Origin of the sequence: Pseudoalteromonas sp. T1lg24 (assembly GCF_002964745.1) — a bacterium.
Taxonomy (GTDB): Bacteria; Pseudomonadota; Gammaproteobacteria; order Enterobacterales; family Alteromonadaceae; genus Pseudoalteromonas; species Pseudoalteromonas spongiae.
In genome coordinates, this window is the sequence record NZ_PQCB01000033.1 from 1,344,912 (window position 1) to 1,365,713 (window position 20,802).

The following is a 20,802-nucleotide window of genomic DNA, read 5'->3' on the forward strand; positions in this document are numbered from 1 at the left end:
AATGAGTTATTGACGACTTCACGATTATGACCAGTAAGGTTATCAATTAGTATTAATTTACTGAGTTTTTCATGTTTTTTAGACTCGACAGTTTAGTGAGTGAGTAAAAATCATGTAAAATACTTAGTTCATATCTTTTCAAAAACACGTCGAGAGTTTTTTATGAGTTTGTACACAGAATACATGGAAGAAATTGAGGTTCGTAAAAAAGACCTTGGTTTAAACCCAAAGCCAATTGATAGTGCAGAGCTACTATCTGAAATCATCGCTCAAATCAAAGATACAACAAATGAGCACCGTGAAGATTCATTAAAATTCTTCATCTACAACACGCTTCCTGGTACTACACCAGCGGCAGGTGTTAAAGCGCAATTCTTAAAAGAAATCATTCTTGGTGAAGAAAGTGTTGCTGAAATTTCAGCTGATTTTGCGTTTGAACTACTTTCACACATGAAAGGTGGTCCATCAATCGCAGTATTACTTGATCTTGCACTAGGTAATGATGAAGCAGTTGCAAAACAAGCTGCTGATGTACTTAAAACACAAGTATTCCTATACGATGCAGATACAACGCGTTTACAAGATGCGTTCAAAGCAGGCAACGCAGTTGCTAAAGAAATTTTAGAAAGCTACGCAAATGCTGAGTTCTTCACAAAACTTCCTAACATTCCAGAGAAGATTGAAGTTGTAACTTACATTGCAGGTGAAGGTGATATCTCTACCGATTTACTTTCTCCAGGTAACCAAGCGCACTCACGTGCTGACCGTGAATTACACGGCCAATGTATGATTACACCTGAAGCGCAACAAGAAATTGTTGCACTTAAAGAAAAGCACCCTAACGCGAAAGTAATGCTTATCGCAGAAAAAGGAACTATGGGTGTTGGTTCTTCACGTATGTCTGGTGTGAACAACGTAGCACTTTGGGCGGGTGAGCAAGCGAGCCCATACGTTCCATTTATTAACATCGCACCTGTAGTTGCGGGTACGAATGGTATTGCGCCTATCTTCCTTACAACGGTTGACGTAACCGGTGGTATCGGTCTTGACCTTAAAAACTGGGTTAAGAAAGTAGACGCTGACGGTAAAACAGTTACAGACGCAAATGGCGACCCAGTACTAGAAGAAGCTTACTCAGTTGCAACGGGTACGGTATTAACAATTGATACCCAAGCGAAGAAACTATACAACGGTGACAAAGAGCTTGTAGATGTGTCATCTGCATTCACGCCACAGAAAGTTGAATTCATGCGCGCGGGCGGCTCTTACGCGGTTGTATTCGGTAAGAAACTTCAAACGCTAGCTGCTGAAACGCTAGGCGTTGATGCACCAGCAGTTTACGCACCGTCAAAAGAAATCTCACACGAAGGCCAAGGCCTTACTGCTGTTGAGAAAATCTTTAACCGTAATGCGGTAGGTGTGCAATCTGAAACGCCACTTCACGCAGGTTCAAACGTACGTGTTAAAGTTAACATCGTAGGTTCGCAAGATACAACGGGTCCTATGACATGTCAGGAACTTGAAGCGATGGCTGCTTCAACGATTTCACCACTTGTAGATGGTGCTTATCAGTCTGGTTGTCACACAGCATCAGTTTGGGATGCAAAAGCGCAAGCAAACATTCCTAAATTAATGGCGTTCATGAACAAGTTTGGCCTTATCACTGCACGTGATCCTAAAGGCATTTACCACTCAATGACTGACGTAATCCACAAAGTATTAAACGATATTACTGTGGACGACCGTGCAATCATCATCGGTGGTGACTCGCACACGCGTATGTCTAAAGGTGTCGCATTCGGTGCCGACTCAGGTACTGTAGCACTTGCTTTAGCAACAGGTGAATCAGCAATGCCAATTCCTGATTCAGTTAAAGTAACGTTTAAAGGTAAAATGGCTAAGCACATGGACTTCCGTGACGTAGTACACGCAACGCAAGCGCAAATGCTTAAGCAATTTGGCGGCGAGAACGTGTTCCAAGGTCGTATTATCGAAGTTCACATTGGTACGCTAATGGCTGACCAAGCGTTCACGTTCACTGACTGGACTGCAGAAATGAAAGCGAAAGCGTCAATCTGTATTTCAAATGACGAGACACTTATCAAGTCAATTGAACTTGCTAAGAGCCGTATCCAGATCATGATCAACAAGGGTATGGAAAACGAAGCGAAGACGCTTCAAGGTCTTATCGACTTAGCTGACGAGCGTATCGCTGGTATTAAGTCTGGTGAGCAACCAGCACTTGCACCAGATGACAACGCTAAGTACTACGCAGAAGTTGTGGTTAACCTTGACGAAATCGTTGAGCCAATGATCGCTGACCCAGACGTAAACAACGATGACGTTTCTAAGCGATATACGCACGATGTTATTCGTCCAGTTTCTTTCTACGATGGCAAACCAGTTGACCTTGGTTTCGTTGGTTCGTGTATGGTTCACAAAGGTGACATGCAGATCATCGCGCAAATGCTACGTAACCTTGAAAAGCAAAACGGTTCAATCGAGTTCAAAGCGCCACTGGTTGTTGCGCCACCAACATACAACATTGTTGATGAGCTTAAAGCTGAAGGTGATTGGGAAGTGCTCGCTAAGTACGCAGGTTTTGAGTTTGACGATGCAAATCCGAAAACAGCTGCACGTACTAAGTACGAAAACATTCTTTACCTAGAACGCCCAGGCTGTAACTTATGTATGGGTAACCAAGAAAAAGCAGAACCAGGTGATACAGTTATCGCAACATCAACGCGTCTTTTCCAAGGCCGTGTAGTAGCTGATACATCTGACAAAAAAGGTGAGTCACTACTTGGTTCAACACCATTAGTAGTACTATCGTCAATTCTTGGTCGTTTCCCAACTATGGCTGAATACTCAGCAGCAGTTGAAGGCATTGACCTAACAGCGTTTACACCGCTTGAAGAAGAACTAACGACTAAGTTCGGTTCAGAGCAAGCAGTACCAGTTAAAATGGTTTAATAAACCGATTTAACGAAAAAGCGCGGTAAGTTCTGCTTACCGCGCTTTTTTATTATCTAACGAATCATTTAAGTATTCTTATCACTGCTCTGAAGCGAACCGTTATTCATGGTATTTGCGAATAACCGCGACTTTGCCATCTTCAATTTCGAGTACTTCCATCATCACATTTGAATACGCAAGAGGCTGCTTATTTTGCGGGTGAATGCCTTTGGCATTTGATGTGTAACGAATGGCAACGGCAGAGTTATTAAAAGCAAAGACATTGAGTAATTTTGAGTTGTATTCTGTGTGTGCACCTAAATAAAACGTCATGCCTTTACGCATTGCTTCTTTGCCATAGGGTTGTCTTGTATCGTCAGTCACATAAGGTAAATGCGTGTGACCTATATCATCGGTTAAAAATGCTAAGTAATTTTCTAACTCTTTTGATGTTGCGTTTGGTGCTTGAGTTGCAACCATTGCATTGTAGTAGTCTGTGGCGAATGCTTTTAGGTCAATTTTTTTTGTATCTGCAAACACCGTAGGTATTGTTAAAAATGATAATAAGCAAATAATAATTAAGCGCATTTTAGTTCCTGTTGATTTTATAAACATCAACTAATCTAGCGACTTAATTTTTTAAAGCCAAGAAAAATAAAGGCTTAGAATTATTTTGTTACATTAATCGCAAAATGAAATCACTTAGCCAGTAGCAAATAACTATGGTTGATAAATGTATAAATGCTCGGATAACGAAAGTAAACTTGCTCACATTAATGTTCAATTTAGTCGATGCTATAACGGCTAAACTCATTACAAAAAACCACGGTGTGCAAACAAAAAATACTTCTTGTTTGATTACGCTTACCGCTAAATCATGAAGTAGTCCACTGATACTAAATGTTAAAATTAGCGTGAGAGAGTACGGCAAAAAGTGCGTTAGTGGTTTTTGAATTTTTGTGGCTAAGTAATAGCCCCAAATTGGGTTCCAATAAAGCCAAAACTGCGAAAAGTTATTAGCACCAAGGGCATTTTTAAGCATGTTTGAAAGCGAACCTGATGCACCGAGCGGTACACCATTTCGACGCTTTACATATTGTCTCAGGGTCAATTTTCTAGCCATGACTAGTCATCTAAAGTAACAATCCATTGGTAATGGGCTGAAAACGACTCGCGCTGTAAATGAGTGACTGTGCGGTGAGTTTTTCAACGCCATATACCCAGGTTTCTATACCATGTTTAGCTGCAACTTTTTGCAGTAGTAAATCGAAATCCCCATCGCCAGAGAGTAAACACACCACATCGACATTGGGTGCATGCTCTAATACATCAATAGTAATACCCACATCCCAATCGCCTTTTGCTGAGCCGTCAGCGCGTTGGATAAAGGGTTTGAGTTTTACGTCAAAGCCAATGTGTTTAAGTGCTTTTTGAAATTTATGCTGTTGGTCGTCTTGGCGCGCGATTGCGTATGCATTAGCGAGTACAATCTCCCCTTGATTAGATAATTGTTGCCATAACTCACGGTAATTAAATTGGCGTTGATAGGCTTGACGTGTGGTGTAGTAGATATTTTGAATATCTACAAAGAGCGCGATTTTTTTCAAAGTGATCAGTTCATTTTATTGTTTGTGACACTATAGCAAGCATAGTTTGAGACTAACAGTGATGGCATGCTGTGATATACTTCTCTTTTTGCAATATTTGAGTGTTCGCTTTGTCTTCAACTTCTTGTTTTTCAACTACGGCGCTATCGCCCGCGCTTTTAGAAAACTTAACCAGTTTAGGTTATACCACCATGACCGATATTCAGGCGCAAACCTTGCCGCTTATTCTTGCGGGTAAAGATGTGATTGGGCAGGGCAAAACAGGTTCGGGTAAAACGGCTGCGTTTTCACTTGGCTTGTTACATAACTTAAATGTTAAACGTTTTCGCGTACAAGCAGTGGTTGTGTGCCCAACACGTGAACTTGCCGACCAAGTAGCGGTAGAGATACGAAAGCTCGCACGTGCGATTCACAATATTAAAGTGCTTGCATTATGTGGTGGCGCACCGATGGGGCCGCAAATAGGCTCGCTTGAACATGGCGCCCACATTGTGGTTGGTACGCCAGGGCGTATTGAAGAGCATTTACGAAAAGGGCGTTTAATTCTAGATGAAGTAAATACCTTTGTGCTTGATGAAGCCGATCGTATGCTAGAAATGGGGTTTGAAGAGTCACTTAATTGCATCATTGAGCACCTACCAACAGCAAGACAAAATTTATTATTTAGTGCCACTTACCCAACTAAAATCGAGCAGTTAGCACAGCATGTGATGGTTAATCCTGAAAAAATCGTGGTCGAAGCAACGCATGATCACAGCTCAATTAGCCAATATTTTTATGAAGTTGTAAATAATGATGCACGTTTAGATGCGGTTAATCGCTTATTACTTAAGTTTCAGCCAAAATCAGCGGTGGTGTTTTGTAATACCAAAAGTGAATGTCAAAATGTATGCGATGAATTAAGTCATTTTGGCTTTGATAGTGCTGCGCTGCATGGTGATTTAGAACAAAAAGATCGTGACCGTACTTTAGTGCGCTTTGCTAACAAGAGTTTAACTATTTTGGTTGCAACCGATGTTGCGGCCCGCGGAATCGATGTTGACCATGTTGATATGGTGGTGAATTACCACATAGCGCACGACCCTGAAGTGCATGTTCACCGCATTGGCCGTACCGGCCGCGCCGGTAATAAAGGTATTGCCTGTTCGCTTGTGAGTTATAAAGAATCTCATAAGGTGAATGCGTTAGAAGACTATTTAAAGATTGAAGCGTTGCCTACTGATTTGCCAGGCGATGAGGTATTTGCCAACGCGATTGAGCGCGCGCCAAATATTACGCTGCAAATTGATGGTGGTAAAAAAGCAAAACTTCGCCCAGGCGATATTCTGGGTGCGCTTACATCGAATAGTGCAATTACCGGAGAACAAATTGGTAAAATCAAAGTAACGGCGATGACATCGTATGTCGCGGTAACACGAAAAATTGCCAATGCGGCTGTAAAAACCATTAGCGAAGGCAAAATGAAAGGCCGTAACTTTAGGGTACGCAAAGTCACTAAATAGTTGTACTCAATCTGTTATACGGGTGTGTGACAAAGTCACACACCTTTAAATAACGCGCGCATTTTAATCGTGTTTTCACTAACCTTATATCTACTCGCTTAGCGTTATATTTTATAAAAATACGCTAATGATAGAGCGTACCGTTTTTATAAATATCCGTTGACCACTGCTCCAGCAGTTCACTCGCTTTCTCATGCTCTTCAGCCGAGAGCTTATCGTACTGTCTGTTAACGAACCAAGAGAAGCGATTATAAATTTCGTCATTGTTGGTAAATTGGGTGATCAATTGATTTAGAGCAAATGACTTTACATGACCAAATTTTCCCGCGTTTTGTGAATGATGCAGATTCGACAATTGAATTAATGCATCAATACTGCCTTTTTTACCGGCTTGCTCCAACAGCGCTAGTTTTTGTGTCGTAAATGCATCGCGCGTTGCAATATAATCATCGCGCGATAATGATGCATAGCCTTGTGATTGCATGTAAAACTCAGCAGTGACGCGCCCTAATGTTTCCTGCGCAGGCACAAATCCTTGAGTTGCTGCAGTTTCTAAGTAGGTGTAAAAGGCGTTTAAATTTTCTGACTCAAGCCCCTGGCAATAGGTATACTGTTCACGCACTCGCTCAATTGCCACGGTGCTGTCCGTAAACTGGTAGGTTTGCTCAAGCTTGTCTTCAAACACTTGCTCATTTAACGGTGCAAATAAACAATAACGAAAATTACGGGCAAGAAGGTAACTCGCTTCAGCGTCCCCCGATTTTGCACGTAATTTTAATGTGCTTAACTGGCTCTTTATGCCATCTTCTAAACGCCATTGTGGTTTGGTAATTTCAATTAAATGGCCTTGCTTGGTGTGCTTTGATTGTATGGGTAACGCGTTAGTAATAGGCTGAATTTCGGTGATTTTTTCATGCTCAAACCGTTCGATGTTCTGCTGCGTTTTAAGCGACGTATTTGTTATATCTTGCGTTGTGTTTTCGCCGTTTAAAATCAAAATAAGCGAAGTCACAACGCACAGAGAAATTGCGATATAAGTAAATGCTTTCATAGTCACCAATTAGGATGCGCTAGGATTTTTTGCATTTAATGGTTGTTGGCGCGACAGAACGACTGCTAATGTTATTTTGATGTGATTCATATTTAGTCCAACCAAGTGGGCATTGTGTCGCATCAAGTTCAACAATCGTATTTTTTGGCAGCAAACTTGATTGTTTGCTTAATGTTTCAATCACTTTTTCTAATTTAACAATTTTTCGTTCTAAACAACGCGTTTGTTCGTTCGCGCTGAGTTTTACAGAGCAGTCTTCAGCATTTGCACTCATCGAGTGTGTAATAAAATACAGAAAGATTACGAATAGGGGAGCCAGTTTAAGTCTCATTTGAATGTCCGTTTAATGTGATACTGTTAATTTTTAATTTCGCGCATCTGCTATGCCCTGCTCAAACCCGATTACAAATGGTTCGATAGCAAAACCAATTAACAAACATAATGAGGCGGTTAACATCATATTGCGGTTATTTTTTTTGTAACCAATGCTAAAGAGCACAACAAACAGAACGAGCGTGAAAATTTCAACGTATTGCAAGGTCAAATCCTTTTGAAGTTAAAGTAATATACTTTTATGGGCTTTCTATATGATTGATATATTTACCAAATCTAAAAGCACTTTACTATAAACTCATCACAATAAATGTTAACAAATGTGTATTGCCGGGAAGCGGGTTGCTGTTGGTTTAAGTTGCAATTATAAGCCGTGTTTTTGATTATAAGCTTTTAATGCATTTCTAACTTTCTCTACTAATGCTTTATCTGTTTTATTACTAAACGCTAAGCATCCTTCGGCGTCACTGGCCTTAGTTACCTCAATCAACTTTTCGATTTCAGACTCGGTATGATTAAAATGACGCAGATTCTCTGACATTTCCCACTCTGTTTGTAATACCAAATCGACACGTCCTGCAAAAAACTTTCGTGCGCCTGCGTAAGGATCGCTCGTTACATCGAGGTTAACGCCATTTTTGAAGCCATTTGCCAACAAATACTCATGATCTGATTCGCCCTTTTCGATGGATGTAACATAGCGCTTGGCGTGTTCAAGCGTGGTTATATTTATCTCTTTGCGCTTCGCTAACTTGTACAAATTAACTTTAATTGGGCCAATAAGCGGACAAACCCATTGAAACAAGTTTTTGCGCTCTTTTGTTTTTAGAATGGTATAAATAAGGGTGTTTTCGTCGTTAGCGGTTAAAATCATAGAGCGCGCCCACGGGTAAGACGTAATTTGGTAGTCAATATTAATACTGTCTAGAATAGCTTTGACGCGCTCAGTCGCGCGACCAACAACTTCACCGTGCTCGTTTGTATAATTATATGGTCGCCACTCTTCGGTAACCACATTGAGCTTTGCGCTTGCCGCTACATACAGCGAAAACGTGCAAAGTATTAAACAAACATTAAAAATAGCTATTCGATACAAACTCGTACCCACTCCATGCGTTATGTGTTTAATAACGTACCTTTCAGTTAAAAACGCTTTTACATTCAATTATATAACAATTAATCGTTTTTAGTGTTCGGCATAATTTAACTATTATTCCCGTTATTAATATATAACGTAGTTAAATCTAAATAAACCGACAAAATTCTTATTTAATGTGTTACTTCTTTGTTTCTGTATTCGGTGCGTTTAACGCTTTGCTGCACACCAGAGTTACTTTATTTTATTGCTGTTTAAAAAAGCCCAACATAAACAATGTAGAGCGTGTTTTACTTTACGCTCTAGTCTTCTGACTGATTGTTGTCAGGTGTAGTTTGTGCCAGCTTTTCACGCTCTGCTTTCGAGATGTATTTTGGCTTATTACTTTTATTCAGCTTTTCGTTTGCTTTCTTGTCTTTCTTGTTCAGCTTTTCATAAATTTTTTTGCGGCGGTTCATAGTCTTCTCACATAATAAATCGCCGCGGAGTTTAGCATAGTCTGCCATATCTCAACGTATTTTTATTGTTTTGATAATACAATGTTATATTTCAACATAGCATGGTCACTACCTGGGATATATTGGGTGGTTAATGTGTCGAGTAAAAGTGAGTCACTTAATAAGCAATGGTCAATGGTAAGTCCAAAAATCGAATATATCGGCTGCGGTAACTTAACAGGTGACCAAGATGCATAATGGCCAGCTAATTGATAGCAAGCGTTGAAACGTTCAACACGCGTAAAGTGTTGTGACAATGGCCCGGTATTAAAATCACCTAATACTAATGTGTGTTCAATGTCATGGGGTTGGTTTAATAGGTTTGTTAAGTACAACAACATCATATTGCGTTTATGCCACAATTTTTGATTACGCGGCGAGGGTGGGTGTAGCGCAAATACACGCAACTTTTGATGTCCTACGGCTAAATGCAGTTCGACAATAACACCCCGTACGCTGTTTTCAAAAACTGAGTGGGTGATACGTTGCAAAATTGGGAATTTAGTAATGACACCGATACCATCTGGAAACCCTTCGATTTCGGCAGAGCCATAATCAAAGTAATCTCTACGCAGCGCGATAAAGCGTGCGCGATCAGTATCATTCACTTCAAATAGTGCTGTTATATCGCTACGTTCCTTGCCAAGTATGTAGTAAACGCTTTCGATGTCAGCATTGTAATAATTAAGGTTAAGTTGACTAACCGTAACGCTGGGGTCGTTGTAGTAATTAAATGAAAGATTTATAGGTAGATTAAATAACAGTGTGGTGAATGTAATTACAGCGATACTAGTTGCTAATTTTGGCTTTATAAAAATGAGTATCAACGATAAGCCAAGGCTCAGAATCAATAGGTGTGGAATAAAACTTGTCACTAAATCAAGCCAATAATAAGTGGCTGAAAGCGACGACATTGCAATTAGCGCCAACGTGAAGGCAACGCTGATAATTATAAGCAGTAAATATTTAACCATGATTGCGTAAGAACAAGTTGCTTAACTCTTTTAGTCATTTAACTAATAGTATAGTAAGCATTTTCAACTTGTTATGTGCCGTATAATCGAGTTTTAAGTAATACGTTCACTATTTAAATTTATTCGGAAATAAGCACATGTTAAAAACTAATGCCTTATTTAACTCACTAGAGCGGCTTGTATTGGATGATACACAATCAACTTTAAAAACCATGGTACTTGCTAACGCTCTGTGCTACTCTGCGCGACCTTTTTTTTGCTTAGGAGTATGCGATGATTGTTGGTTTTGATTATGGTAGTTCAAATTGCGCTATGGGTGTTTTAGAGCAAGGTGTTCCTAAGCTTGTTCCGCTAGAGAATGGCAAACCGTACTTACCATCGACTTTATATGCACAGCACAACAGTTTAATTGTTGACTATGTTGCTAAAAATTTAGCTAAGGGCGACCTGGCTGACACCTACGTTAGTCAACGAAAAGGGCTGTTGGCGGGTATTCCTGCTATTCGCAGCGATCTTGATTTAGCAAATAATGAAAGCGGAATTTACATTGGGCGAGAAGCCATCGATGAGTATATAGAATTCCCCGAAGAAGGCTTTTACGTTAAATCTCCTAAATCATTCTTCGGTGCAACCGGATTAAAACCAGAGCAAATCGCATTTTTTGAAGACATTGCTACAGCCATGATTATGGCAATCAAAGCCCGCGCCGAAAACCATTTAAAACATAGTTTATCGCATACGGTAATAGGTCGCCCAGTTAACTTTCAAGCCGTTGGCGGAGAAGAAAGCAATCAACAAGCGATTAGTATATTAACCAAGGCAGCACAGAGAGCAGGGTTTAAACACGTAGAATTCTTGTATGAGCCACTGGCTGCTGGTATCGACTTTGAAACCTCCCTCACTGAAAATACTAAAGTGTTGGTGGTTGATATTGGCGGTGGTACGTCGGATTGCTCATTCGTGCAAATGGGTCCATCGTTTCGCGAAAACCATGATCGCAGCAACGACTTTCTTTCGCATACAGGTAAACGTATTGGCGGAAACGATTTAGACATCGCTCTAAGTTTTCATAAATTGATGCCGCAATTTGGTTTAGGAACACAAATGAAATCGGGTTTACCTTTGCCACATCCACTTTATTGGCAAGCGTGTAAAATCAACGATATTCATTTGCAAAGTGAGTTTTACAGCGATACAAATCATCGCGAATTAACGCGTTTATTGCGTGATGTAGAGCAGCCAAATTTACTTTCGCGTTTAATTAAAGTGCTTGAGAATAAACAATCTCATCAAGTCGTTAGGCAAGGGGAGTTGGCTAAAATTGGTTTATCGGAACAGAGCACGCATTATGCAGATCTTTCGTTTGTTGAATCTGATCTTATGCAGTTAATTGAACATCATGATTTGAGCGATGCGATTAATGACAGTTTAAAGCAAATGGTGAATCTTGCGAACGACGCAATTTGTGCAGCCGGTACTCGCCCAGATGTGATTTACCTAACTGGCGGTAGTGCACAATCGCCATTACTCAAACAGGCATTACAACAGGCTTTGGGTGATATCCCAATGTTAAATGGTGACAACTTTGGTAGTGTAACTGCTGGTTTAACGAAGTGGGCGAATAAAATCTTTAAATAACCCGGTTTTAAAAAGGTTAATTTGCTTAAAATTAGCGTTGCATAAGGATTTGTTGCGCTAATGCAAAAGCGACACAACATGGCGTACTTATAAACACAATCACGCATTATGTTTTAAGTGACGTATTTCCTTGAAATTAGGTACACCCTTTGCTTATATTAAATTATTGCAAATGGAGTCGCGCAATATTAAGCCAGTCGCTACCTAACTTATCAAGGATGACTTATGAATACGTCAGCACAAACCAATAGTTCACACTCGTTGGTTAACCCCACCTTTCAACGTAAGCTCGATTGGGTAATGGTGTTGTTATTAACCGTGTTAATTATCGCAAATGCGTATCTTGCTCATTACGCCACAATAAACCATGGTGCATTTGATGTTCCCAGCAAACAAATTGCGTTTATTCTTGGTACCACATTTGGTTTACCGTTTGTGACAGTAGCAGCGACCTTGCTTTTTCCTTCAATGAGAATGCTTTCAACGCAAATTAAAGTGTTAACACTTACATCGGCAATTGTGTTTGTGTCAAATGTGCCGCTACTGGCATTGGCGTTTTAACTATTCTACGTGATTTATTACTACAAACTCGCTCGGTGTTAGTGCGCTAAAGGTCGCGTATTTAGTACGTACAAGCGTGCCATCAGTTGCCATTATTTGTCGCTCTGTAGTTTCAACATCAAGGTTACCCTTATAGAGATATGCTAATGTTTCTGTATCAGCACGGTAGCTTTCGCCAGCGGCGAGTTTAACGATGTAAATATGGGTTTTACTATCAAACGTAGCGTTTTGAGTTTTATCACCGCCGTAAATATGTGTAATGCCTTGTTTGGCTGTTTTATAGTATTTATACGCTGCGGGTTCGCCTAATGTTTCTGGCAACGCCCATAATTGTAATAAACGATTAGTTGACGAATTTGGGTTTATTTCATTGTGTGAAAAGCCTTCACCACCAGCGCGCTGTACTTGCGCATCACCCGCCTGCAAACTTTTACCGTGCTCTAATGAACCTTCGTGGGTAACTTGCCCATCAAGCATGATAGTGATGACGTCTATCTCTTTATGAGGGTGCATTGTGGTTTCACCAAAAGGATTAAATTTCGCATCAGCCAAATAAACAAATTGACCCAATCCTTCGAATGTTAACGGCGATTTACGTGAACCGAATAATCGACTATCCGTGACAAAACGGTGCTCAACTAAACCAGCAAAACCACCAAGTGGTAATTCGTTACGTGTTAATACTTGCATGGTATTTCCTATTCATTTTCTACTTTGATAGATACATAGTAGAGTGAAATTATTGTGTTAAAAATACCTATTTGTGATTAAGATAAATTCATTTATAACAACAATTGGGATCAATGCTTAACTTAAATGACATGATGGTGTTTCTTGCTGTGGTAGAAAGCGGTAGCTTTACCGCTGCAGCACAAAGGTTAGCAATGCCAAAAGCTAACGTCAGTCGAAAAATAGCAAAACTAGAGTCAACGTTAGGTATTACCTTACTTGAAAGAACCACGCGTTCGCAAAAATTAACAGAAGCGGGCAAACAATACATAGCGCACTGCAAACGTATTTATGAAGAAGCAGCACTAGCCAATGCGGTTATTGATAAGGCACGAAATACAGTTTCGGGTGACATAAAAATCGGCGCATCTGTATCGATTGGTCAAGAGATTTTAAAGCCCAAGGTCACTGAATTTTTATCTCAATATCCCGAGCTTTCATTGCAACTTAATTTAACTAATCAACGTGTCGATTTAGTTGAAGGTGGATTTGATATGTTAGTGCGCATTGGCAAGCTTGAGGATTCGAACTTAATAGCTAAAACGTTAGGCTGCGCGACCCGAGGGTTGTACGCAAGTCCAAAATACTTAAACGCGTTAGCAACTAAACCCGAGATTAAATCTCTAGACACACTAAATTGGCTCGTGATGAGCAGTAGTATTAGCGTGTCGGGCATTACGCTATTAAATAAACGTCAGACACAGGAAATTAGTTTTTCGCCCAAACTGGTTGTTGATGACTTTAGTGTGATTAAGCAAGCGTGTATTGACGGGCTAGGTATAACCGCCTTACCCAATTATATGTGTCAAGATGATGTAACGTCTGGGCGTTTGGTTAAGGTATTACCAAATTGGCAATTGACGCCCTCAGATATGTACGCGATTTATCCTAGAAACCGTATAAACTTACCAAAAATAAAAATATTACTGCAGTTTTTAGAAAGTGTATTTAGTGAAAAATTAGCGTGTTAATAAAAAAGGGAAGCATTTGCTTCCCTTAATGTGTGTTAGGTGTAAATGGTAAATAACTCAGAGTTAACCCACAAATGCACCAAAATACTTGCGGCATAACCAAGCGCAATCACCGGTGCCCATTTTAAATGACCAAAGAAGGTATAGTAACCACGAGCTTGACCCATTAATGCCACACCCGCCGCAGAACCAATGGATAACAAGCTACCGCCCACGCCTGCTGTAAGCGTAATTAATAACCACTGACCGTGTGATAATTCAGGCGACATGGCAAGTACCGCAAACATGACTGGAATGTTATCGATAACCGCAGAAATCATCCCCAGTAATACGTTTGCCGTCGTTGCTGACATACCGCCGTATAGCGCTTCAGACATTAATGTTAAATAGCCCAAGAAACCAAGACCGCCAACACACACTACGATGCCGTAGAAGAATAATAAGGTGTCCCACTCTGCGCGTGATACTTTAGCAAATACATCAAACGGTACTACGCTACCCAATGATTTTAAGCGTCTTTCATCGCCTTTACTTTCAGCAAGCGCCTTTTTACGTGCAAGAGAGCCTGGTAATGTCATACGCAGGAAATAACCAAAGAATTGTAAATAACCTAGACCCATCATCATGCCAAGTACTGGTGGTAAGTGAAGTAGGCTATGACACAATACAGCTGTGGTTACGGTAAGTAAAAATAGGCATAAGATGCGGATAGCGCCGCGCTTTAGTTCAACATCTACTTGCGCTGCAGCTGGCTGTTTACGCTCAACAAAGAAGCTCATAATCGCAGCTGGTACAAGGTAATTAACTACTGACGGTAAGAATAACGCAAAGAATTCAAGGAATTCGACTTTGCCTGCTTGCCACACCATAAGTGTTGTAATATCGCCAAATGGACTAAATGCGCCACCCGCATTGGCTGCAATAACGATGTTAATACAGCACAAATTAATAAACTTCTTGTCGCCTTCTGCCACTTTCATTACCACAGCACACATGAGTAGTGCGGTGGTTAAGTTGTCTGCAATTGGTGAGATAAAGAATGATAACCAACCAGTTAACCAAAAAAGCACAGGATAACTAAAGCCTTTACGGATCATCCACGCGCGCAATGCATCAAATACTCTACGTTCTTCAAGTGCATTAATGTAGGTCATGGCAACTAATAGGAACAACATCAACTCGGCAAATTCTAGCAAGTTGTGTCTAAACGCGGCTTCTGTGATCCCTGGCAAGTCATTATTTACGTAATAACTACCAATTAAAATCCAAATCAAACCTGCGGCAACCAGTACTGGCTTGGACTTACGCATATGTAATTTTTCTTCAAGCATCACAAATGCGTATGCTAAAACGAAAATTGCGATACAGATGTAGCCCAGCGTGCTCGCAGTTAAATCAAGAGGAGAGCCTACCGTGGAGGCGGCCATTGAAGTCGGAGTAAACAGCATAAAGCTGAATAACAGTAGACACAAAAACAGCTTGTTATTCATGAGTGAAGCCTTGTATTAAAATTGCAGCGTTTGTTAAAAAGCGCGCGAACATTAACACAAATATTTAACAAGTTGCATAGTACAGAGGTCTAAGTGGCTAAAATATTGACAAATAGCGGAAATAGATCAAAAGAATGTGTGATTTATGAGTGCCACGCTAAGTAGACGAGCGTTTAATGCTAAGTGATTACGCCATATACAAAAATAAAGGTGATAAAGGCGATTTAGAATAAAGTAAAATGAAAGTATCCAGCCATTTGTTAAATTAACATGTGGTGTTAACAAAAAAGCCCAGCTTAAGCCGGGCTTTTAAACGTACTATTTTGATTACCAGATGCGAACACGCTCTTCTGGTTTAAGGTAAAGTGCATCACCTTCTTTTACGTCAAACGCTTTGTACCAAGCATCATGGTTACGTGGCGCAAGTGCACGGAAACGACCTGGTGCGTGAGTACCCGCGCGTAATTGGTTTAGCATGCTTTGCTCAGTGCGTTTTTCTTTCCACACTTGTGCCCACGCTAAGAAGAAACGCTGATCGCCTGTTAAGCCATCAATTACTTCGGCTTCTTTACCGTTAAGGCTTAATTTATACGCGTGATAAGCCATTGCAAGGCCGCCTACATCACCGATGTTTTCACCCAAGCTGTTACGACCGTTTACAAAGTTATCTGGAATTGGTTCGTACTTGCTGTACTGCTCTGCTAATTTGTCTGCTTTTGCTTCAAAAGCAGACCGGTCTGAATCAGTCCACCAGTTACGTTGAATACCGTTAGCGTCAGATTTCGAACCCTGATCATCAAAACCATGACCCATTTCGTGACCAATTACCGCACCAATCGCACCATAGTTAACGGCCGCGTCAGCGTTTGGATCAAAGAATGGCGGCTGTAAGATAGCAGCTGGGAATACAATCTCATTAAACGAGCTGTTGTAGTATGCATTTACGCGCTGTGGTGTCATGCCCCAACGATTACGATCTGTTTTTTCTAGCTCTTTTGCTGCACTTTCTGCACGGAAGAATTGACGCGTGTTACGTACATTACCCATTAAATCATCTTTTGCGATTTTCAGGCCGTCGAACTCTTGCCATACATCTGGGTAACCAATTTTAGGGTTAAACGCTGCAAGTTTCGCTTTTGCGTTTACCTTAGTTTCGGCGCCCATCCAGTCTAAACCATCGATACGCTCACCAAGTGCAGTGCGAAGGTTTTCTACAAGCTCAGCCATTTGCGCTTTTGATGATTCAGGGAAGTAACGTTTTACGTATACTTTACCAATCGCAAAACCCATTGATTCAGTGCCTGACATTGCACCAATTGCACGCTTCCAGCGTGGACGCGGCTCTTGTTGACCACTTAATTCTTTACCGAAGAATTCGAAATTATTTGCATAGATTTCTTCAGAAAGTAGGCTTGCATTACCACGGATCGCATGAAACGTTAGGTAATCTTTCCAAACGTTAATGTCTTCACCGTTAATCAGTGAAATCATGGCTTTTATTGGTTCTGGCTGAGCCATATTTAGCTGCGGTACTTTATAACCTGTTTGTTCAAAATACAGATCCCAGTTAAAACCAGGGTATTCTTTTGCAAGGTCGGTACGCTTAATTTGGTTTAATGTTAAATCGCGATTACGACGCTTTTCACGTGGCCAATGACCTTCGGCAATTTTAGTTTCAAGCGCTAAAATTGCTTTTGCGCGCTCTTCTGTGTTGTCAACGCCAGCAAACTTAAGTGCACTTGCAATGTGCGCAACGTATGCGTCACGTGTTTTAGCAAAACGCTCGCTGTCTTCAAGGTAATATGAACGATCTGGTAAACCTAAACCGCCAGCGCCCATCGACATTTCATATTGATTCGGGTCTAAACGGTTAAACCACATGCCACCGCCAATCGGTGATGACACACTTGTTAGCCACGCATTACCAAAGATACGCGTTAAGTCATCCGTGTTTTTAACTGAACCAATTTCATCAAGTAAACCTTGGATTGGCGTAATGCCTTTTTTGTTGATTGTTTCAACATCCATATACGCGTTGTAGAAATCAGCAATCATTTGCTCTTCTGCGTTTAGGTCTTTACGGCTTGTGATATCGTCGATGATTTCTTTAACTTGTTTTTCACTGCGTTCAGCAAGCGCAGTAAACGCACCAAAGCGCGTTTTATCCGCTGGCATTACATAGTTGTCGTACCATGTACCACTTGCGTACATAAAGAAGTCGTCACCTGGTTTCACGTCTAAATTACGTGCAGTCAGGTCAACACCAAAGCTGCCAAGCTCTGCTTTAGTTTGTGCTGCTGTTTTTGTGGCTACAGGTGCTTTCGCTTGTTGTTCTTTTTCTACTTTAGCGGTATCAGCTTGTTGGTCACCACAACCACCAAGAAACGCAGTTGCAAGTGCAACTGCAAGAATTGATTTTTTCATTAAGATTTCCCTTAGCGTTAAATATTTCTATTTTGCGTTAAAAACTGCAAAACTTAGCTTGTTTTTAACGAAAATACGTCAAGATAGCAAATAGAACACGTTTAACAACGCGCTGTTTTGTAAATAAATATGTTTTTATTGCTTAAGTTATTGTGTTTGTAACGATAATCTAGGTTCGCTCAGCGTGCTAAAAGGCATCACCTGATTTCGCCCATTTTCTTTTGCACGGTAAAGTGCTTTGTCAGCATTAATAATGGCTGGTTTCAGTAATGACTCAATTTCACACACACCAAAGCTTGCCGTTATTGATAAGGCATCATGAGTATGCGAGCTAATGGTGGTGTTTTCGATTTGCTTGCGTACTTTATCAATTAAGGCAAATGCTTGGCTTTCGCTGTAATTAGGCAGGGCAATGATAAATTCTTCACCGCCAAGTCGCGCGACGATGGCATTATCAGGCGTGAATTTTTGCAATATATCGGCAAAAACCACAAGTACTTCATCACCTACTTGGTGTCCGTATTTGTCGTTAAACTTTTTAAAAAAATCAATATCAGCGATGGCAATACAAACAGGACGGGTTCGCGTATCATCAGTTAATACCGCTTCGGTAGCTTGGTCAAAGTAACGACGATTATAAAGTTGCGTTAGCGGGTCGGTGTTTGCTTGCACTTGCAGCGCCGCCTGTTGCTTTTCTATGCGCTCTAACACACGAATACGGTACGAAATAATAAACGCTAACATAAATGATTCGAGCATAATGCCAATGCCGACACCGTGACTTGTCACATAAGTATTTGGTAATATGCCTTTATAATAGCCGATGGCTAATAGGTTAAAAGTGAAAAACAAACCGTGACCAAATAAGAAGTATTTTGCCAACGGATTCCCTTTTTTTAGAATTGAGAGGCTGACACTTAATGTCACTACAATCATTATTGCGGCTAATGTGCTTGCTGGTTTTAATGCTGCAATAATATCAAATACGCCAAACACTAAATCAGATACCAGTAGCAGTAAAACAAACATAAGTGCTTTGTGCTCAGTCGGGTATAGGCGTTTGGTTTCAAAAATACTGATCATAAATAGGATCAGAAAGCTTGGCATGGTAAGTAGCGAAAGGTGTAGATGCATCATGGATTTGCCGTAAATGCCAAATAAGGTTGCTAAAAAACCATAGGAAAGGGCAATCCACGTTGTACCCGAGACTAAATACAGCGCATAGAAAATATTTTCTTTTTTACGTGATGATAAAAACAATATGACGTTGTAAAACATCAGCGCCAACAGCATGCCGACCATGATGGCAATATCATAATTTTCGCTTACAAGGGCATGTTTAGATTGTGTTTCATCGTATATGGCAAGCGTAAACCATTGGTGTGAAAATACATCACTTTTTAAGTAAACCTGATACCGCTCGTTAGGTAAAAGTATTAATGGAAACACTGCGGTTCCACCATATAACATCTCTTGAGCTTGATTGTTTTCTAGGTTAATCGAATGGCGTATTTGTGTGTTGCTATCTCTAATTAGATAAAGGGTTAACTGCTCGGTATGGTAAGCCTCTGGCACATGCAAAAACAGTTGTTTTTTTTGAGCCGATGAGTTGTGCAAAGCAAATCGAACCCAAGTTGTTTTTGCATTTGTACCTAGGGTAAGGCGGTTGGTTGCACTGGAAAACGGCGCATTTTGTATATCAGCAATACTTTGCGAACGAGATTCATCAATATAATAATGCGTATCAAATTGCGTTAATGCAATTTGATCTTGGTTTATAGTAATTTGGGCAGTTGCTGAAAAACTAAAAAATAATAGTAAAAATACCAACATGGCAGCTAAAGGCATCTTCTTTTTTAGTATTTATACCGTTAAACAAACCAAAAAGCTAACACACTTTATTACAGCAGTGAGTGTTACAAAAACAACCTTTCTCCTTCGTTCATAATATAAAATTGACTGTCTGTTTCAATAATTTTCAAGGTGTGCAACAGCCTAAAAAGTGCGGAGTGAGAACTGTGATCGCCCATTTGCCAGCTAGCATTGCCATAACCCCAAGGAATGGTCACTTTGCAGTTAAGATCGTTTGCGGCCGCAATAGCGTCTTCTGGTCGTGTATGTACATAGCGATACCAAGTTTCGTGCTCTTGGTGAAAGTAAGATGCGATTGGCAGTAAGCACACGTCGATATCACCATATTGACGTTGAATATCTTTAAAATGATCTGAATAACCGGTGTCGCCAGCAAAAAATAAAGTTTTGCCGTTTTCTTCTAACACCCAACCGCCCCACAGTGCCTGATTATCGTCGTTGTATAAAAAGGGCACCCAAATTCGACTATTAAAATGCTGGGCAGGCACAAAGTGGATTTTGGTTTGTGCAACGAGATGCGTTGTAAACCAATCCATTTCGTGAATGGTGTAGTGGTTGCGGTCAAAGTGCGTGGCAAAATTTAGCGGCACCAAATATTTTGGTTTGTTGCCAATTAACGCAATATCGTGCTTATTAAAATGATCATAATGTAAGTGGGAATATAACACAGCGTCGACATCGCTTAGGTTTTGCACTTTGCTTTTGGGTGATTGACGCTCAAAGCCATTCGCCATCTGAAACGCCCAATTTACAGGCCAATCAAATTCACCAAATACCGGATCAAATAAAAATCGCTTGCCGGATGGCGTTTTAATTTCAAAGCTTGCATGACCAAGCCAGTGAATTTGATAGCCTGAGTGTGTTGTTAGTTTTGGGTTTTTACCTCTGTATTGGCACTGCTCCATATCACTTTCGCAGTGAATATCGTCAGTAGAAGGGTAGCAATTTTCTTCACAGCTATAGGGGTATGTTTTATTACCGGGGTAGCGATTGATATAGCGCCCTTGCTTAAGGCTTGCTCCGTCTGCGTTAAGGTTATTTAATGTTGTGATCTTGTTTGATGCACAACCTGCGAGCAGCGAAATCATAGCGCAGATCGTCA

At 40.6% G+C, this 20,802-nt stretch carries 19 protein-coding genes; 5 read left to right on the top strand and 14 right to left on the bottom strand.

From position 1 onward, the window contains the following. Window positions 1–162 precede the first annotated feature (162 nt). Window positions 163–2,973, top strand: coding sequence for a bifunctional aconitate hydratase 2/2-methylisocitrate dehydratase (locus C2M30_RS18225; RefSeq protein ID WP_105172768.1), 2,811 nt, complete (start codon window positions 163–165; stop codon window positions 2,971–2,973). A gap of 102 nt (window positions 2,974–3,075) precedes the next feature. On the opposite strand, the gene C2M30_RS18230 is transcribed toward C2M30_RS18225, so the two are convergent. The 3 genes from C2M30_RS18230 to C2M30_RS18240 all read right to left on the bottom strand — a co-directional run bounded on the left by C2M30_RS18230 (window position 3,076) and on the right by C2M30_RS18240 (window position 4,562). Beyond that, complete coding sequence (locus C2M30_RS18230; RefSeq protein ID WP_105172769.1) at window positions 3,076–3,543, bottom strand: nuclear transport factor 2 family protein; 468 nt, start codon at window positions 3,541–3,543, stop codon at window positions 3,076–3,078. 88 nt (window positions 3,544–3,631) lie between these two features. Further along, a complete protein-coding gene (locus tag C2M30_RS18235) occupies window positions 3,632–4,078 on the bottom strand; it encodes an acyltransferase (protein ID WP_105172770.1) in 447 nt (148 codons plus the stop codon). A gap of 10 nt (window positions 4,079–4,088) precedes the next feature. Then, window positions 4,089–4,562 carry an NYN domain-containing protein gene (locus C2M30_RS18240; protein WP_100915332.1) on the bottom strand — a complete coding sequence of 158 codons (474 nt, stop codon included), beginning with the start codon at window positions 4,560–4,562 and terminating at the stop codon, window positions 4,089–4,091. Between the two features lie 101 nt (window positions 4,563–4,663). On the opposite strand from C2M30_RS18240, the gene dbpA reads away from it, so the two are divergent. Next, window positions 4,664–6,064: an ATP-dependent RNA helicase DbpA gene (gene dbpA / locus C2M30_RS18245; protein WP_105172771.1), complete on the top strand. Its 1,401-nt coding sequence runs from the start codon at window positions 4,664–4,666 to the stop codon at window positions 6,062–6,064. A gap of 124 nt (window positions 6,065–6,188) precedes the next feature. On the opposite strand, the gene C2M30_RS18250 is transcribed toward dbpA, so the two are convergent. The 6 genes from C2M30_RS18250 to C2M30_RS18270 form a co-directional block, all read right to left on the bottom strand. Further along, window positions 6,189–7,115 (bottom strand): hypothetical protein, encoded by a 927-nt coding sequence (locus tag C2M30_RS18250; protein WP_105172772.1) that lies wholly within the window; start codon window positions 7,113–7,115, stop codon window positions 6,189–6,191. A 19-nt stretch (window positions 7,116–7,134) separates the two neighbouring features. Then, a complete protein-coding gene (locus C2M30_RS18255) occupies window positions 7,135–7,446 on the bottom strand; it encodes a hypothetical protein (protein WP_158683557.1) in 312 nt (103 codons plus the stop codon). A 33-nt stretch (window positions 7,447–7,479) separates the two neighbouring features. Further along, window positions 7,480–7,653 (bottom strand): hypothetical protein, encoded by a 174-nt coding sequence (locus C2M30_RS21560; protein ID WP_158683559.1) that lies wholly within the window; start codon window positions 7,651–7,653, stop codon window positions 7,480–7,482. Window positions 7,654–7,812: 159 nt separating this feature from the next. Then, complete coding sequence (locus tag C2M30_RS18260; RefSeq protein ID WP_105173003.1) at window positions 7,813–8,544, bottom strand: substrate-binding periplasmic protein; 732 nt, start codon at window positions 8,542–8,544, stop codon at window positions 7,813–7,815. Window positions 8,545–8,846: 302 nt separating this feature from the next. Further along, complete coding sequence (locus tag C2M30_RS18265; RefSeq protein ID WP_105173004.1) at window positions 8,847–9,002, bottom strand: DUF2986 domain-containing protein; 156 nt, start codon at window positions 9,000–9,002, stop codon at window positions 8,847–8,849. A gap of 62 nt (window positions 9,003–9,064) precedes the next feature. Then, complete coding sequence (locus C2M30_RS18270) at window positions 9,065–9,955, bottom strand: endonuclease/exonuclease/phosphatase family protein (protein ID WP_158683561.1); 891 nt, start codon at window positions 9,953–9,955, stop codon at window positions 9,065–9,067. A 333-nt stretch (window positions 9,956–10,288) separates the two neighbouring features. On the opposite strand from C2M30_RS18270, the gene yegD reads away from it, so the two are divergent. Both yegD and C2M30_RS18280 read left to right on the top strand, forming a co-directional pair. Next, window positions 10,289–11,653 carry a molecular chaperone gene (gene yegD, locus C2M30_RS18275; protein WP_105172775.1) on the top strand — a complete coding sequence of 455 codons (1,365 nt, stop codon included), beginning with the start codon at window positions 10,289–10,291 and terminating at the stop codon, window positions 11,651–11,653. A 225-nt stretch (window positions 11,654–11,878) separates the two neighbouring features. Beyond that, window positions 11,879–12,214, top strand: coding sequence for a hypothetical protein (locus C2M30_RS18280; protein WP_105172776.1), 336 nt, complete (start codon window positions 11,879–11,881; stop codon window positions 12,212–12,214). On the opposite strand, the gene C2M30_RS18285 is transcribed toward C2M30_RS18280, so the two are convergent. Next, the gene (locus tag C2M30_RS18285) at window positions 12,215–12,904 is read right to left on the bottom strand and encodes a pirin family protein (protein WP_105172777.1); all 690 of its coding nucleotides are present in this window, start codon (window positions 12,902–12,904) and stop codon (window positions 12,215–12,217) included. Between the two features lie 113 nt (window positions 12,905–13,017). On the opposite strand from C2M30_RS18285, the gene C2M30_RS18290 reads away from it, so the two are divergent. Next, complete coding sequence (locus C2M30_RS18290; RefSeq protein ID WP_105172778.1) at window positions 13,018–13,914, top strand: LysR family transcriptional regulator; 897 nt, start codon at window positions 13,018–13,020, stop codon at window positions 13,912–13,914. Window positions 13,915–13,949: 35 nt separating this feature from the next. Here the strand turns inward: C2M30_RS18290 and nhaD are convergent, their stop codons facing one another. From nhaD to C2M30_RS18310, 4 genes are all read right to left on the bottom strand, one after another. Then, a complete protein-coding gene (nhaD, locus tag C2M30_RS18295) occupies window positions 13,950–15,362 on the bottom strand; it encodes a sodium:proton antiporter NhaD (RefSeq protein WP_040642663.1) in 1,413 nt (470 codons plus the stop codon). Between the two features lie 369 nt (window positions 15,363–15,731). Next, on the bottom strand, window positions 15,732–17,828 hold the full coding sequence (locus tag C2M30_RS18300; RefSeq protein WP_105172779.1) for a M13 family metallopeptidase: 2,097 nt from the start codon (window positions 17,826–17,828) through the stop codon (window positions 15,732–15,734). 147 nt (window positions 17,829–17,975) lie between these two features. Further along, window positions 17,976–19,676, bottom strand: coding sequence for a sensor domain-containing diguanylate cyclase (locus C2M30_RS18305; RefSeq protein ID WP_105172780.1), 1,701 nt, complete (start codon window positions 19,674–19,676; stop codon window positions 17,976–17,978). Between the two features lie 68 nt (window positions 19,677–19,744). Next, a complete protein-coding gene (locus tag C2M30_RS18310; protein WP_234004778.1) occupies window positions 19,745–20,788 on the bottom strand; it encodes an MBL fold metallo-hydrolase in 1,044 nt (347 codons plus the stop codon). Between the last annotated feature and the right edge of the window lie 14 nt (window positions 20,789–20,802).

Excerpts from the sequence above, each read along its gene's own strand:
- C2M30_RS18250 (WP_105172772.1), bottom strand. The coding sequence starts at position 7,115 with ATGAAAGCATTTACTTATATCGCAATTTCTCTGTGCGTTGTGACTTCG.
- C2M30_RS18270 (WP_158683561.1), bottom strand. The coding sequence starts at position 9,955 with ATGTCGTCGCTTTCAGCCACTTATTATTGGCTTGATTTAGTGACAAGT.
- yegD (WP_105172775.1), top strand. The coding sequence starts at position 10,289 with ATGATTGTTGGTTTTGATTATGGTAGTTCAAATTGCGCTATGGGTGTT.
- C2M30_RS18225 (WP_105172768.1), top strand. The coding sequence starts at position 163 with ATGAGTTTGTACACAGAATACATGGAAGAAATTGAGGTTCGTAAAAAA.
- C2M30_RS18310 (WP_234004778.1), bottom strand. The coding sequence starts at position 20,788 with ATGATTTCGCTGCTCGCAGGTTGTGCATCAAACAAGATCACAACATTA.
- C2M30_RS18265 (WP_105173004.1), bottom strand. The coding sequence starts at position 9,002 with ATGAACCGCCGCAAAAAAATTTATGAAAAGCTGAACAAGAAAGACAAG.
- nhaD (WP_040642663.1), bottom strand. The coding sequence starts at position 15,362 with ATGCTGTTTACTCCGACTTCAATGGCCGCCTCCACGGTAGGCTCTCCT.
- C2M30_RS18235 (WP_105172770.1), bottom strand. The coding sequence starts at position 4,078 with ATGGCTAGAAAATTGACCCTGAGACAATATGTAAAGCGTCGAAATGGT.
- C2M30_RS18230 (WP_105172769.1), bottom strand. The coding sequence starts at position 3,543 with ATGCGCTTAATTATTATTTGCTTATTATCATTTTTAACAATACCTACG.
- C2M30_RS18300 (WP_105172779.1), bottom strand. The coding sequence starts at position 17,828 with ATGAAAAAATCAATTCTTGCAGTTGCACTTGCAACTGCGTTTCTTGGT.
- C2M30_RS18255 (WP_158683557.1), bottom strand. The coding sequence starts at position 7,446 with ATGAGACTTAAACTGGCTCCCCTATTCGTAATCTTTCTGTATTTTATT.
- C2M30_RS18290 (WP_105172778.1), top strand. The coding sequence starts at position 13,018 with ATGCTTAACTTAAATGACATGATGGTGTTTCTTGCTGTGGTAGAAAGC.
- C2M30_RS18280 (WP_105172776.1), top strand. The coding sequence starts at position 11,879 with ATGAATACGTCAGCACAAACCAATAGTTCACACTCGTTGGTTAACCCC.
- C2M30_RS18305 (WP_105172780.1), bottom strand. The coding sequence starts at position 19,676 with ATGCCTTTAGCTGCCATGTTGGTATTTTTACTATTATTTTTTAGTTTT.
- C2M30_RS18285 (WP_105172777.1), bottom strand. The coding sequence starts at position 12,904 with ATGCAAGTATTAACACGTAACGAATTACCACTTGGTGGTTTTGCTGGT.